The 15,323-nt window shown below is 37.4% G+C and carries 13 protein-coding genes; 5 read left to right on the top strand and 8 right to left on the bottom strand.

Features of this window, described 5'->3' with window-relative positions; genetic code table 11:
- Positions 1 to 22 precede the first annotated feature (22 nt).
- From FI644_RS11535 to FI644_RS11520, 4 genes are all read right to left on the bottom strand, one after another.
- On the bottom strand, positions 23 to 1,243 hold the full coding sequence (locus tag FI644_RS11535; RefSeq protein ID WP_142108351.1) for a dipeptidase: 1,221 nt from the start codon (positions 1,241 to 1,243) through the stop codon (positions 23 to 25).
- A 64-nt stretch (positions 1,244 to 1,307) separates the two neighbouring features.
- The gene (locus FI644_RS11530) at positions 1,308 to 2,372 is read right to left on the bottom strand and encodes an ABC transporter ATP-binding protein (protein WP_142108350.1); all 1,065 of its coding nucleotides are present in this window, start codon (positions 2,370 to 2,372) and stop codon (positions 1,308 to 1,310) included.
- Positions 2,362 to 3,387 (bottom strand): ABC transporter ATP-binding protein, encoded by a 1,026-nt coding sequence (locus tag FI644_RS11525; protein ID WP_053478631.1) that lies wholly within the window; start codon positions 3,385 to 3,387, stop codon positions 2,362 to 2,364. Before FI644_RS11525 ends, FI644_RS11530 begins: the two co-directional genes overlap by 11 nt.
- 18 nt (positions 3,388 to 3,405) lie before the next feature.
- Positions 3,406 to 4,194, bottom strand: coding sequence for an IclR family transcriptional regulator (locus FI644_RS11520; protein ID WP_056686692.1), 789 nt, complete (start codon positions 4,192 to 4,194; stop codon positions 3,406 to 3,408).
- Between the two features lie 617 nt (positions 4,195 to 4,811).
- Between FI644_RS11520 and FI644_RS11515 the strand changes: the two genes are divergently transcribed.
- Entirely contained in the window at positions 4,812 to 5,252 is a 441-nt protein-coding gene (locus FI644_RS11515) for a YtoQ family protein (RefSeq protein ID WP_056686695.1), read from the top strand.
- Positions 5,253 to 5,539: 287 nt separating this feature from the next.
- On the opposite strand, the gene FI644_RS11505 is transcribed toward FI644_RS11515, so the two are convergent.
- Entirely contained in the window at positions 5,540 to 5,743 is a 204-nt protein-coding gene (locus FI644_RS11505) for a hypothetical protein (RefSeq protein ID WP_056686698.1), read from the bottom strand.
- Between the two features lie 59 nt (positions 5,744 to 5,802).
- On the opposite strand from FI644_RS11505, the gene FI644_RS11500 reads away from it, so the two are divergent.
- The 4 genes from FI644_RS11500 to FI644_RS11485 all read left to right on the top strand — a co-directional run bounded on the left by FI644_RS11500 (position 5,803) and on the right by FI644_RS11485 (position 8,436).
- Positions 5,803 to 6,621 carry a hypothetical protein gene (locus FI644_RS11500; protein ID WP_142108349.1) on the top strand — a complete coding sequence of 273 codons (819 nt, stop codon included), beginning with the start codon at positions 5,803 to 5,805 and terminating at the stop codon, positions 6,619 to 6,621.
- 185 nt (positions 6,622 to 6,806) lie between these two features.
- Complete coding sequence (locus FI644_RS11495; RefSeq protein ID WP_142108348.1) at positions 6,807 to 7,307, top strand: sigma-70 family RNA polymerase sigma factor; 501 nt, start codon at positions 6,807 to 6,809, stop codon at positions 7,305 to 7,307.
- A 361-nt stretch (positions 7,308 to 7,668) separates the two neighbouring features.
- Positions 7,669 to 7,950: a helix-turn-helix domain-containing protein gene (locus tag FI644_RS11490; RefSeq protein WP_142108347.1), complete on the top strand. Its 282-nt coding sequence runs from the start codon at positions 7,669 to 7,671 to the stop codon at positions 7,948 to 7,950.
- A 36-nt stretch (positions 7,951 to 7,986) separates the two neighbouring features.
- Complete coding sequence (locus tag FI644_RS11485; protein ID WP_246067069.1) at positions 7,987 to 8,436, top strand: competence protein ComK; 450 nt, start codon at positions 7,987 to 7,989, stop codon at positions 8,434 to 8,436.
- Positions 8,437 to 9,048: 612 nt separating this feature from the next.
- Here FI644_RS11485 and FI644_RS11480 read toward each other — a convergent pair.
- From FI644_RS11480 to FI644_RS11470, 3 genes are all read right to left on the bottom strand, one after another.
- Positions 9,049 to 9,903 carry an HNH endonuclease gene (locus FI644_RS11480; RefSeq protein ID WP_056686712.1) on the bottom strand — a complete coding sequence of 285 codons (855 nt, stop codon included), beginning with the start codon at positions 9,901 to 9,903 and terminating at the stop codon, positions 9,049 to 9,051.
- A gap of 278 nt (positions 9,904 to 10,181) precedes the next feature.
- Positions 10,182 to 12,773, bottom strand: a complete 2,592-nt coding sequence (locus tag FI644_RS11475; RefSeq protein WP_142108345.1) for a hypothetical protein — start codon at positions 12,771 to 12,773, stop codon at positions 10,182 to 10,184.
- Positions 12,774 to 13,016: 243 nt separating this feature from the next.
- A complete protein-coding gene (locus tag FI644_RS11470) occupies positions 13,017 to 15,116 on the bottom strand; it encodes a ligand-binding sensor domain-containing protein (RefSeq protein WP_142108344.1) in 2,100 nt (699 codons plus the stop codon).
- Positions 15,117 to 15,323: the final 207 nt, after the last annotated feature.

Genomic DNA, 15,323 nt, shown 5'->3' with positions numbered 1-15,323 from the left:
TTATCTACCCTCTCAAATTAAATTATTTTGCCCAAGTAGCCTCCAACACACGGAAGATATTTCCGCCAACAACTTTACGAATCTCTTCACGGCTATAGCCTTTCTTCACTAACCAGCGAACAATATTAGGGAAGCATTCAGCTGGGTTTTCAAGCCCTTTCACATACTCAACCTTTTGCAGATTTGCCATTTGAGCACTCTTGATGGAAAGCTGACCAGCTAAGAGATCGTGAACACCTACGTGATCCCCAAATAATGTATCAGGGCCAAAAGCCACATGGTCGATCCCCACTAAATTGGCAGTGTACTCAAAATGCTCCATGAATGATTCGATATTATGTGCTGGGTGATTATGTGTAATCGTTGAATGTGGAGCAGCTTCAATCGCAATAACCCCGCCTTTTTCCGCACAAGCTTTAATCACATCATCAGGTTTTAAGCGTTTTGTATTCCAGAGCGCACGAGCCCCTGCATGGTTAATTGTGACAGGCTTTTCACTCGCCTCGATCGTATCTAATGATGTCTTATCCCCTGCATGTGACACGTCAATCGTAATTCCAAGCTTATTCATCCGACGAACAGCCTGCTTACCAAATACAGTTAAACCACCATCATTCGGTTCTCTTAAACCTGCTCCTAATTGATTGGCTTCAGAGTAAACAATCCCCATCGTACGGATCCCAAACCCATATAAAACATCTAATCGATCGAGTTCGTTTTCAATCATTGTTGAAGACTCCAATGCCCCAACAAAGGCAATTTTCCCTTCCTTTTTCGCGCGATATAAATCCGAGATGCGCTCTGCTTTAATGACCATGTCTTGATGAGCAATATCACTAAAACGAATACCCAAATCATGAATGACATCTGACCATTTCCATCCTGCCTGAGAAGTAATCATCGCTGTTCCATCCATGAAGTTTTCGAATATAACATCCAATCCGGATTGGCTAAGCGCTTCAAAGCCTGTCCAATCACGTCCTTGACGTCTAAATTCATAGAACTCTTGTAAATTCTCTGGCATAACAAATGTATGTTCATGCATGGAAACGATATAATCCTGTTCTAATATTTCTTGAACGGTTTCTTCTTCATCTGCCGAGACAGGATAAACGTAAGGTTCCACTCGATCATTTTCTTTCGATAATTTATACTCTTTATAATCCACACCAGCTTCTAAATACTGAAAAGATTTGTATCCGTCATACATTTTCTTGTTTCCTTGCTTAGTTGTTTGTGTCATGTTTAAAAACTCCTTATTTTTTATTTTTAGACTGATTATTCCGTTTAAAAAAACATTCAGATAATTAAATGGACAATTGTCCTTCTTTTCTAGAAGCAATGGCTTCTTTTAGTGTTTGTCCTTCTTCTAGTGGGTAATGGCAAGCGACGTGGTGTTTACTGCGTACTTCTACTAATGGCGGCATTTCATTCTTGCATCGTTCTGCTGCAAGTGGACATCTTGTTCGAAAACGACAACCAGATGGAGGACTAGCTGGAGAAGGGACTTCTCCTTTTAAAACTATTCGCTCTTTTTTCAATCGTGGATCTGCTTCAGGGACTGTTGATAACAGTGCTGCTGTATACGGATGGGCTGGACTCTCGAAGATATTATCCGTTTCTGACAGCTCAACAAGTTTTCCTAAATACATGACACCTACACGATCTGATATATGTCTAACAACATTTAAACCATGTGCGATAAAAAGTAAGGTAAGGCCTAATTCCTTTTTAAGCTTCATCAATAAATTGATTACTTGTGATTGAACTGACACATCAAGTGCAGAGACTGGTTCATCTGCTACAACAAATGTCGGATTTAGCGCAAGCGCTCTTGCAATGCCAACTCTTTGCCGCTGCCCCCCAGAAAATTCATGCGGATAGCTATTGTAACGGCTAGGATCCAGTCCAACTAATTCAAGCATTTCCTTTACTTTCTTTTCCTTTTCAGCTCCTTTCGCAATGCCATGGATTTCATACATTTCGCCTATAATTTGTCCTATTGTAAAGCGAGGATTCAACGAGCCAAAAGGATCCTGATAGATAATTTGCATCTGTTTTCGCAGTTTTCTAAGTTCATGTTTGTTATGTAATAAGATATTCGTATTATTAAAGAAAACCTGACCCTCTGTTGGCTCCTGCAGCCTCAAAATGTTTCTGCCAAGTGTTGATTTCCCGCAGCCTGACTCACCGACTAAACCTAATGTCTCCCCTTTATAAATCGTAAAGGACACATCATCAACAGCCAGCACTGCCTTTTTTTCTTTCCTAAAATAACCGCCTCCTTTGATTGGAAAGTGTTTTTTCAAATTTTCAATTCTTAGAAGTGGTTCTGAGTTGTCAGAAGAATAGCTCTTTTGATTAGGATTCAATAGATACACCCCCTTCTTCTTCAATTTGAAGTAAACTATTTTCGATCAGATAATCTACATGCCAGCATGCAACTTGTCTTTCCCCTCTCATTTCTAAAAGCGGTTCTTCTGTATGGCATTTATCTGTTGCAAATGGACAGCGTGGAGAAAAACGGCAGCCGCTTGGAATTTCATTTAAACTAGGAATTGATCCTTTAATTGATTTTAAAGGTACCCCGCGTTCTCCGTTCATCTTTGGAACGGACTCCAGCAGTCCTTTTGAATACGGGTGGAGTGGCTGATCAAAAATATCCTTTGTTTTAGCAATTTCCATCACTTTTCCTGCATACATAATGATAATTCGGTCGGCCATTTCGGCAGCAACACCAATATCGTGAGTAATGAGCAGGATGGACATATTACGTTCTTGACGTAATTTCCGTAAAAGCTCTAGTATTTGCGCCTCAATGGTAACATCTAAGGCAGTTGTTGGTTCATCAGCAATGAGAAGGTCCGGTTCAGAAGCTAAAGCAATGGCAATCATTACCCTCTGCCTCATCCCGCCTGATAATTCATGTGGATATTGCTTCAAGCGAGCCTGAGGATCTGATATTCCTACAAGACGAACAAGTTCTTCCGCTCGCTGCCAAGCCTCCTTTTTACTTATCGGGTGATGAAAAAGAATGGCTTCTGTAATTTGTTTGCCGATTGTAAAAACAGGGTTAAGTGCAGTTAGAGGTTCCTGAAAGATCATCGATATTTTCGATCCTCTTATCCTTCTCATTTCCTCGGTATTTTTGGTCGTCAGTTCCTCGCCATTGAATTTAATTTCGCCCTCGATGATTCTTCCATTCTCATATTCTACTAGCCGCATAATACTCATGGATGTTACACTTTTCCCACTGCCTGATTCACCTACAATACAAATGGTCTCTCCTCTATTAATATCGAAAGAAACACCATCTACAGCTCTTACAAACCCATCCTTCCCTTGATAACCTGTGACAAGACTTTTCACTTCAAGAATCTTATCCAACTAACTCCCTCCTCTCCATTAAGATAGTTTATTCATTAAATAATTTCTTCTAGATGGAAAAAAGACTTTGCTTAAAATGAAATTCATATTTTCTTGATATTCTTTCAGTATAGGAAGAATTTTCTTTGCCTGTTCATCTGTTAAACGATAGTCTGGGCCAGCAACTGATAAAGAGCCTAGAATATTATTCTTTTTATCAAATAAAGGAATAGATACAGCAGCCACTTCCTCAAACGTTTCACTGGATGTATAGAACCAGCCTTGCTTTTTAATAAATTCAAGTAAAACTTGGAAGCTTTCTTTTGTATTAATCTGTCTAGCTTTATTTTCTATCCCATGATCGATAATTTTGCTCTGAATGTCTGGGGGAAGATGCGCTAGAATCACTTTGTGTGAAGCACCAATATACAAGGGACTTCTCTTTCCAACCGATTCCGAAAAACGAACACTTTTTTCACTCTCAACGATTTTCAGGTATAGACCTTCTTCATTATCAATAATGGTCAAGACTACACTTTCCCCTGTCCCTAAAGCAATCCGCTTCATAATGGGCTGAATCATCTCGGATATCTTCAGATTTTCTTCAACCACATTGCCCAGCTCCATAAATTTGATCCCTAATTCATATTTGTTTGTTTCGGTATTTTGAACAACATATCCCTTCTCCTCAAATGTTGAGAGAATACGATGAACAATCGTATGACTCATATCTAAATATCTCGCAAGATCCCTCAATCCCCATGATGGGGTTTCAGCAGTAAATGCATCCAATATACTAAGGGCCTTACTAACTGTTTTCGAGCTCAAATTCACACACCCTTTGTGGTTCGATTATAGAACCACTATTCTAAATTTTGTAACGTTTTTATAATAATACCATGACAAAAAATATTGTAAATACATTTTTATGATTTTTTATAAGTTTCTGATTATTTGAAAGCAAGTATTATTATATGGCGAACATATACTACGAAAATCATTGATTCCGTATAAGGTTATAAAAATACAAAAAACCTGTAGATCCATCTACAGGGATTAGAGATTTTTGCTGATTCAATTGTTCTTGTTCACCAAACCCAAACTGTTCGCTTAAAAGTTTGGGCTTTCTTTGAACCGATGAAGGACTCTTCATTTGGTTTCCGACTTAGTTTGGGCTTTCATTCACCTGATGAAGGACTCTTCCATTGGTTTCCGACCATGTTTGGGCTTTCATTACCCCGATGAAGGACACTTTCCTTGTTTTCCGACTAAAATGGGGCCTTCATTGCTGCGATGAAAGACAATCTCTTTGTTTTCTGAACAAGATTGGGCCTTCATCATACTCATCTTGACGGAGATAGCAGTTCCTACCACACATTAATTTTTGAAAATTCCAACAAAGTTTTATAAGATAGAGTAGACTAATTGCACTTGGAGGGATATTAATGGAATTAACCGTTTATTTAGCTGGACAGATTCATGATAATTGGAGAGAGGAATTAGAGAAAAAAGCAAAGGCGAAAAATCTTCCGTTAATATTTGTGGCACCTCAAACAAACCATGACCGGTCAGATAATATCGGTGAAGAGATTCTAGGGAAACAACCTAGCAACCTTTATAAGGATGATGCAGCATCTGATATAAACAATTTCCGAACACAAGTATTAATGCAGAAGGCCGATATCGTGATTGCATTGTTTGGCGAAAAGTATAAACAATGGAATACAGCGATGGATGCCACAACAGCAATAACGTTGAATAAACCAACCATTATCATTCGACCGGAATCATTAATCCACCCGTTAAAGGAACTTTCCAATAAGGCAAATGTAACAGTAGAGACAGTTGAACAGGCGTTGGATGTGATTGGTTATATTTTTGAATAAAGCTATCTCGATGAATAACAATAGTTGAAAAGGCTTCTGAATATTTCCAGAGCCTTTTCTTTAGTTCACCTGTCCTATTTCCCTTAAGTCTTGCTCAACAAAACAATACATCGTACCCCCTAATTAATCTTCTCCGCCTTCCCAGATATCAGTTTCAGCTGATCATTTTCATAGCGAATTTCATAAGTGGCTTTGTATTTGCTTAAAATGGTTGAGCCGTTTTTTCGTTCCTCATCAGATACAATAGCAACTACAGTTGCATAAACTTCATTGAAATTGAGTCCTTTTTATATTTTCACTAACTTTGCCAAGGACATCCTCATATTCAATAGTCTATCGATCATATCGATACTATCTTGTAATGCATAGTAATCTGGACGCTTCAATTGTGCATGTTCTAATAATTTCATCATCTTTTTATAGTCCCTTTTTAATGCAAGCGCTTCAGCATGCCCGCTAATAAAATTTCCTTGTCTAAAAATAATGAGCACTCATCCTGTCCCATTTCCACCCAAATAGATATATAGCAATAAAAGGGTGGTGCATAGAGATGAATTTAAAATCAGGCAATGTAGAACAGTTTAAGTCGTTTTCACAATTTAGGAATCTTCAGGAGTTTAATACGCATATCGAAATGTGGCTGGCTGTACATAAGGACCAGCTTACGAAAGGAGAACTAGTTGGGCTGAAGCGGCTCATCCGCTTCGCTGCGAAAGTGCCGGGTGTATGTAATGCGAAAATCGGTACCTTGTTAAAAGCCATTCATGAAGAGTATGGCGGAAACGGGATTTCCCGATCTACGTTTAAACGAATGGTTGCCAAGGTGTCAGCGTTAGGCATCCTAACGATTTATGAAACAGAAAGAAGAAATGGGTCACAGTCTAGTAATTTGTATGTATTTAATTGTTTTCCCAGCAGTGAACCACCTAAAGAGGAAAAAATGAACTCCCTTAATAAAGCTATCAATCTTTCTAAAACAATAATTAAAGATAAAAATAAACGTAAAGAGACTGAACTTGACCATACCTATACAAGTGACCGAGTTCCTCGTGCATTCGTCCAACTGATGAAATGCTTCTTTCCTGTCGCCAAGGAGATTGAAGAATTTTGGAGAATGACGACCATCGCCGCTTACCGACATAACAGGGAGAGTGAAACTGACCTGATAACTTCTTTAGCGATCCATTCCTTTAAGCAGCTGATTCGGAAAATGAAGTCAGCCAATAGGGTAGCAAACCCTATTGCTTACTTCTATGGAATCTTAAATAAGAAATTAGAGGAGCTCTATTTTGATGAGTTATTTGATCTGGGCTTTTCTACCGGACAGGGGCAAGAGGAATTGATTTTTAGAAAGAAATATAGCGATTGATTCAATTTCGTCCTAACATCTTATTTTTTCGGTCAATTTTCTCTTTTGATGCCAATTTTTCATCCTTCCCACTTTTTCCTGGTTAAAATTAGACTTTAACCTGTTCGCTGAAGATTCAGCATTCCATTATGGTGTAGATAACCCGGGAATACACGAGCAAAGCGCGCTTTCTGAAGGGATTCATGATGGAAAGCTTTGAACAGGTCAAGAAGCAATATACACCGATGATTTACAAAATTATTTCGTCCCTAAATATTTTTATGAACAAGGATGAGTTCTTCCAGATTGGTCTTATTGCATTATGGGAGGCATATGAACGATTTGATCCAGAGAAAGGGAACTTCACCAATTATGCTTACACCTTTATCAAGGGAAGGCTACTCACAGAAATGAATCAATCGAATAGGCACATGGAGAATACATGTCCAGTAAACGAGGAGTTCCTGGATTACGTAGAAGATGAGTTCAGCCTCTGCCCATTGGAAGAAGACATTCTCCTCTCCTATTGCCAGGCTGGATCCCTGACTGAGAATCAGACGAAATGGGTTCTTTATACATGCCTAAAGGGATTCAATGTGAAGGAAATAGCCGCAATGGAGAAGGTTTCATTATCGGCCGTGAAAAATTGGAGAACAGCTGCCACGGATAAGCTAAGAAAAGCAATCAAAGAAAATAAGGTATTGTAAGTTTTTTAGGAATCAGGAGGCTAATATCACAACCTTTTCCTGCTTCCTCATATAAACTATTTATATACAACTTCGCTTTCCCTGTGTGTTTTCATATGATGGTGGTTTGTACAAGCAAAATTCGACTATCCTTATTATTTTTTACGTGAAAAGATAATTGTTCATGAGAATGTAACAATTTATTTTCCATAACCCAGCTCCATTTAGAAACCGCATACCATAGGGATTAACACCTAGTTTTTAAACAAATTTTGGATATTATGAATAATAGAAAAGTTTACCTTACCCAACATTTATGCAGTCCTATATCTGTAAGATTTCACCTTAATATTATCTAATAATCATAGAAAGGAGGTTTATCATGGAAATCTGGAATCTAAAATATATTGGTGAAACTTTAAAGAAGCTAAGGAAGTCCAAATTACTGACACAGGAGGATCTCGCCGAGGAAAGTGGCCTTGATACACGAACAATTAGTTTACTGGAAAATAATCAGCAAGAGCCTCTTTTGAGTACAATTAGCTCCCTAGCCGTAGCCTTAGGAATGGAGCCTTCTGAATTTTTGAAGGAAATTGAGATGGATGCAGAAAGAGCTCGGATTCGTGAAAAGGATCCCAATTGGTCAAATGTTCAAATGGAGTAGTGAATATTTTACATAAAGGAGTCGATTCGCTTGTTTATGGAAAGCCGCTATACCATCAACAAACATTTCATGGAAATGACAGGTTATTATGACCGCAACGGAAAGCTGTGCACCCTCGTCACAGAAACAGGAAGAACCTTCATCGTCGACAAATCACCTCTTGAAATTATCAATGACAACATTATATGCGTTGGATATGATTTAAAGGGCGCCACGAAGACAGCTAGAAGTCTGCTGGGCAATATCTATATTTGCCCCATCTTAGTCAACCCAATTGATCGAATTGTCTTGTTTCCTACCCTATCATCTAAGCATAGTGAGTGCGTCTGGTACAACCCCGTTCACATCAAAAGAACAAGCAGCCTCAACCGCCAAACCTTCATCATATACAGCAATGGCAGAACAAAACTCATCAAAGACAAACTTGCATCCTTTAATTGTAAAATTAAGCAAGCCGAACAGCTAGAAGATATGACAAAGATATGAGATTTTTTATTCTTAGCAATAGAAAAGACAGTGGATTAGGATACAAGATGGTGGATTATTTTTACCCTTAGAAAAAGTCCTAATCCGATAACTGCTTTTTCTATGACCGAAGACTAGGCGGTTGCTCTTTCTTGCAAACGCCCAGTCCTTTTATGTAATATTGCAGCTAATATCTGCAGTATTAAAATCAACCTTTATTCTTTTTTGCTAGAATTAAAATTCTTCTAAAGTATTCTACTAATAGCTCCAAATCGGCAACAACTAATGGCTTTTTACTATCAGTAACAATATAAAAATCGAAACAATAAGCCTCGTTTGAATCCTTATGATTATAGAAAGGGGATTTTAATTTATACTTTGTCCCACATATTTAACCTTGTTTTCCTTAACAAAATAATAAATCCCACAATCTTTACTTATTTCCTTAAAAAATTGATCGTCTTTTCTAAAATTCCCTAGGACTTCTTTTCGGAAAGTTAGCGACAATCCATTTATTATTTTTCGGAGAAAAGCTATCAGCCCAATCAACTAATTCCTTCTCTGTAATTTCTATTTTCTCCAATGACAAAACCTCCACACGAAGTTTTTTGAATGCTATTTACCTCTAATTTGTCATTTAAAAATCTTACTTCGATGAAACGCCATGTACTTCTTATTATTTTTGGATAGTTTTATTTTACTGCTCGATTCAATATTCATTAACCTTTTCGTTGTTTCATCCAGTCTTGAGGAAATAACCACTTTCCCATTGTTATTAAAAGTAATATAGCCCTTATCAAACAGAGCATCATGAGCGGGACAAAGCAGAAGTCCGTTATGCTTATCCAATCTCTCATTTGATGTACAGTCTTTCCATGGCTTTATATGACTAGCTATTAATAAACTCATGTCAGTAAGGCCACAGATACAGCATTCCTGAGATTCCAATAACAGCTTTTGCTTAAATAGTCCTTGTCCAACTCTTGTTTTCACGATACGTTCTGCAACTGTAGTTGGTGTCCCTTTCGGTACCAATGAATCTATCGAATCCATCTCTAGCTTTTCTTCTACTTCATATATGTATTTTAATAGATCCGGCTTATTCTCTAATTTTCTCGTATCTCGTACATAAGATTTTGCCATCCCTTTTGCAACAAGTTCATTTAAAGAAAGCTCCTCACCTAGACAACTTTCTAAATTGATTAAAGGCTTTAAACGAATATACTTTTTTGATACTCGATTAGAAACAGCTGAAGACGATAATGGAACGCGATAGAACTGACTATAATCTGTTAACTCCTTCTCTGTTAGATCATCTTTCACACATTCTGTCTTATATGAAATTTTTTGTGTTGGTCTTCCCATATAAATATAAACAATATCACCAGCAAAAATATGATGATTCGTTCCCCAATCGATGTACCCAACCTCTTCAATTGCAGAGCTTACATCAAAATCACTAATTGCTGATTTTAGCCAAACCGTCATTGGAAGTCTCCTTTGCTATCTTGGTGTAAATACTATTAACATATTAATCAATCCTATTAGTCTATTTACTCATATTTTGCAGAAATGGATTATTTATATATGTATATAGTACCAAAACAATAGATTGCATATTTGATTTAAATACAATTTTCTGCGCATCAAAAAAGGAACCGCCCCAAGAGACTAGTAAAAAAAAAGAGCTACCGCATATTACGGTAGCTCTCCTTCTATAATACCCACTCACATACAAATGTGTTCATGGATCATACAATTAATTATTAGTTAGATGCAGAACCATTCTTCACTTGGTTTCCATTAACATCTGTTAATTCAGCATCTTTAAATTCTACTGTTACTTTATCTGTAAGTGTGATCGCATTCGTTAATTTAACTGTTAACTTGCCGTTGTTTACTGCTGGTGTAAATGCAGCAGTAGAGCCGTTAACTTTTACAGAAATACCTTCGAAGAATGTAGCATCGCCATCGATATCAGTTGAAACAACTGATTCAGAGAAGCTAACTACTGCTTCATTGCTGCTGTTTACTGTTAATGCTGTGTTTACAGTAGGAGCGATGTTTTCAGTTAAATCAACTTGAGCTGTATTTTCTCCATCAGCTAAAGTATTTCCATAAGCATCCGTTAAGTTTGAAGCAGCAAAAGTAAATGTTCCGTTCACTGTTACAAATCCTTCTGGTAATGTAATCATTACTTTGTTCTTGTTGTCTACAAACTTAATATCTGTGTTTGCTGGAAGAGCTTTTCCGCCAACAGTGTAGTTAGCTGGAGAAAGAACGGAATCAGTCATTCCATTTGCATGTGTGTTAGCAAATACTACAGAAATAACATTTTTGTCCTCACTGATCGTAGTTGTTACTACTTTACCTGCTTGTTGTTCAGCTGTTTCAGGTCTTACAACATTTAAAGTAATAGCTTTATCGTTTTTGTTCGCATAGCTGTCAGCTACTTTATCTGCAGCTACTTCAAGTACATAGTTCTTGCCAGTTGCAAGTTGTGTACCAGCAGCTAGTGTTAGCTCAAGCTTGTTCTTTACAACTTCTCCATCAACAGTTGGGTTGATTGCAGAATCTACAGTTAGGTTCGTGTTGCTTTGGAAAATTCCATCAATTGACTTAACTGTTAGAGCTGAAAGACTTGCAGCAGATACTTCTTCGTTAAATTCAAGCACTAATTTTCCATCTGCTTTTGCTTCTGCACGAACTAATGATGCAGCAGTGTTATCAGCAGTAAATGTAGAATTGAATTTAACTTCTTTCATTGTATTTGGAGTTGATGCTTTATCAGCAAATCCGTTAATTACAACTTCTGAAGTAAAGAAGTTAGCATTGTTAGCGAAGAATGCACCAGCATTAGCTTTTTGAACATCCACAATAAATGTTTTGTTGTCAGTTGTTGTAATATCATTAGCTGCAACAGCAACGCCGCCAATAGATACACTACCTTTTGTTACTTCTTCAGAGAAAGTTAAAGCTAATTTATTTCCATTTGTTGAAGTAGATACAGTTGGAATTGTTGAATCAACTTGTTGAGCTGGAACTGTTAAAGATAGAGTAATATGCTCTGCCTTGTTTGTTTTCACAGCAGCATCTGTTGCACCTACAACGTCAATTGTATATGATTTTCCTACTTCTAAACCACGTAGGACAACTTCACCTTTAGCTAAATCGATATCTGCAGGAGCTGGAGTAACTTGAGCACCATTTACAGAGATCGTTCCAAAAGAAGATAACTCTTCAGAGAATTTTAATGTTAAATCAGCAGAAGTTGCAGAAGTGTAATTGAATTTTTTATCAGCTACTTCTGGAGCTACTACATCTTCAAATGAGAATACAGCATTGTATTCAGCTGTTTTAATGACAGTATGATCAGCAGCTTTTTTATCTGTATCAAGAGCTTTAACAGTTAGTTTTGCATTTTTAACTTCAGTGCTGTCTAAAGTATAAGTAACAGTCTTTCTATCTTCAGACAAAGTAGCAGCTGAATCAGCTTTCGTTTCTAATGAAAGAGCAGCTAATAATTGTGCCTCAGTCGTACCTTTTGCTAATGCTGTATTGAATTTTACTACTAATTGCTTTCCATTGATTGCAGTTACTGATTTAACTTCAGGAGTCATTTGAGCTTCTAACTCGTCAAAAGTTTTTACAAGAGCTGCCTTCATTGCTGCATTTTTAACATCTTTCATGTACTTAGCAGCTTCAGTTAAGTGCTTTTCAGCTGTTGCAGCATCATTTGCAGCAAGAGCTTTTTTAGCTAAGTCTAATTCGATTTTTGCAGATACTTCGTATTTCACGCTGTCACGTACAGTTTCAGCCGCTTTTTTGTAGTTTGCACGGATTTCGTCACGTGTCGTTTGTCCGTAAACACGGTCTAATAGGATTGCTTGCTTACGAATTTCAGTAGAAAGTGCATGGTATGCAGCTTCAGTCTTGTCGTCGATAAGCCCTTTAGAGATTTGTGCTTCAAGAGCAGCTTTTTTCACATTGATTTTTTCACCAGCAGTGATGGCATCAATGTAAGACATTGTACGGTTAATGTGAAGGTTTACATTTTGTTCTATGTCGGCAAGGTATCCAGCTTTTTGAGAAGCTGGTAATGTGTTAATTGCAGCTACTGCTTTATCACGAGCAGCTTTAGCAGCATTGTATTGTGCCCATGGACGAGTTGTTCCATCAGCAGAGCCTTCAGTTGAGATTGCCCATTTTAAAACTGTACCAGCATCTTTAGCTTTTTTTACTAAAGATTGTACTTGGCTTACTGATGCAGCGTCTGCACTTGATGGAGATGTTGCTACGAATGCGGATGCAGCGATTGCTGATGCACCTAGTACTTTAATTGCTTTCTTTTTATTCAATGTAAAATCCCCCTAGAAGAATGTTTATAAGATTGATAATTCATAAGTATGTAGGCATTTGTATGTCCTTGTCGCCCCCACGTTTATAATCATAAATCATCTCTAAAATTAGTTAAATGACAAAAATTTTCCTTCAAACTAGTAAAATTGGATACAAAGGAAAAGTATTCAAGTAGATTACTAGTTTCTTCTATTATTTATAACAAAAAAAATCAACCTATATGCTAGGTTGATTTTTAAGGTCTATTTCTTTTCTACTTCTTCAGTTGGGAATGTATACTTCCACAAATCTGCTTGATTTCTGTAATACAGATTTCCTTCAGCATCCTGAGCAATTTCGTTTGCCCCTTCTTTTACGAGGATTTCAATATCTAAAGTCTTCGGATCCGCTTTAAATAATCTTCCTTCTACTGTTCCATAGATATTTCCGTCGATGCCTTCAATAATCTTCGCGTTACGGAAGCGGCCAGAAATTAATTCTAAGATCTGCTTTGTTTTAATTTCCTTTGTTTCTGGATTGTAGGAAACCAGTGTCCCATCAGCCATTGCCCAGATTGTGCCGTTCTTATCTGCGATGATGCTAGTAATCATGCTGGCTTCTATCGGCAGGTGAATGTATTCCTTTTCTTCCGGCCAATCAGGTTTGAAACGGAAGAATCTTGCACCACGTTCATTTACTTGGTAGTTCGCATGAATCGAAGTTCCGCCATAAATATATCCATCATGATGTAGGAATGACACAAGGCTCTGATTATAGATGTAATTTTCATAGACTTCTTGCTTGTTCTCTTTCAAATCATAGATCGCCAATGCTCCCCCGCCGATGCTTGTTTCTGGATAAGTTCCTACGAATACTTTACCCAGTTTTGGTACAGCAGTAATGGCAGTAGATCTTTCTTGTCCAAACTCCCCAAGTCGCATAATCTCTCTTGGATTCATCGGACCCCATGGCTTCGTTAAATCAAGCTCAAGCACTCTAGCTCTTGGGTAAGCTCCAATATATAGCTTATCTCCCATAATTGTCATCGATTCAATTTGGCTAATATCTTTATGAAGTGTAGATTGATTCGTCTTAGGATTATAGATGGCTAAGCCGCCTGACATATATCCATTGATAAAGATATTTTCCCGTTTTTCATCTTGAATCATTGTGTATAAAGTAACTGGCTGCGCTGGCAGTTCCATCTTTGTAATCTCGTTATAACCTGTTTCTAAATTATACTTAAAAACGTTCCCCGCATTATCAATAAGACCTACTAACGTAGTTCCAGGATAGTTCGGATCATTTAATTCAGCAAAATCTAGATTTAGCAATTCTGTTCCTTTGAGTAAAGAAACATTCAGGTTTATATGCTCTTTCGTATTTAGGTCATACTTGTATAGACTATTTTCTTTCGAATAATAAATAGCCTCTTCTGTTGGAGAAATCAATGATACGGTTCTCGAGTTTAATTCGATTTCATCTGTCACTTCTAAGGTTTCTTTATCAAAAGCTACTAACCGATTGGACGGATCCATTCGTGCAAAAATCTTATCTCCAATGAATTTGATATCTCTCACATATTTATCATCTTTATATTCATTCGGAAGAAACGCTGTTTTCTTCTTTGTTTTTAATTCGATTTTTACTAAGTCTGCTTTTGAACCAACACCTACGTATAAAACGTCTGCCTCTTGATCATAGGCAATGGACTTAGCAAATTCCTTCTTATATAAAGCCTGGCCAAAATTCTCTAGTTCTCCAGTGGAAGAATCGTATTTAAATACAGAACCGCCATATGCTGTTGAACCAAATACAATTCCGTCTACAACATCAATATCTTGAATCGCTGTATCCTTAGGCAATGTAAGCATATTTCCATGATCATGAAATTCATCCGTATTTGGGTTATAGCTATATACATTTCCATCAGTCGTTCCACCAACCCAAACGGTTCCATCCTCATCCACGTCTAATCCCCAAGCACTTGTCGACTTAGACAGTGTATATGTATGCTTCAATTCATTCGTATTCAAATCGACAACAGCCAAGGCTGATGGCGTTCCATGCATAACAAAATACATATACGAATTTCCAAGTTCATCCGAACCTGCAGCTGCAGTTAAAGCAGATGTCTGAAACACCTGCGGACCAACTAAGCTAATGTTCTTATTGATCTCTTCAACTACTTCTACCTCATCTTCATTGATCTCTGTTTCCGGTGTCTCTTGATCCTCAATATTTTCAATATCTTCTTGCTCTACTGGCGTTCCAGCATCAATCTCCTCCGCAAAAACACTCGGCTGTCCAAGCGATAAGAAAAGCGGGAAAATAGTGACTAACGTTAATATCTTTCTCTTCATCCAATCTTCTCCCTTCTTTTCCATTATAACAAAAATTGCGCGAATAGGTATGATTTTCCTCCCCTAAAAGAGTATAAGTAATGTAAAGATTCTGGCTTTATAGCTTACGAGGTTAAAAAAATGAATTTCCTGCAAAACTACTATACTCAGAAGATGACAGCATTCATATAATCTCTTACAATAGGAATATGTTGGATGTATTACTAC

Source organism: Cytobacillus solani (genome assembly GCF_006704205.1).
Classification (GTDB): Bacteria; Bacillota; Bacilli; order Bacillales; family Cytobacillaceae; genus Cytobacillus; species Cytobacillus solani.
Note: the sequence above shows the minus strand (reverse complement) of the source record. Positions and strands in the feature narration are given on the sequence as shown.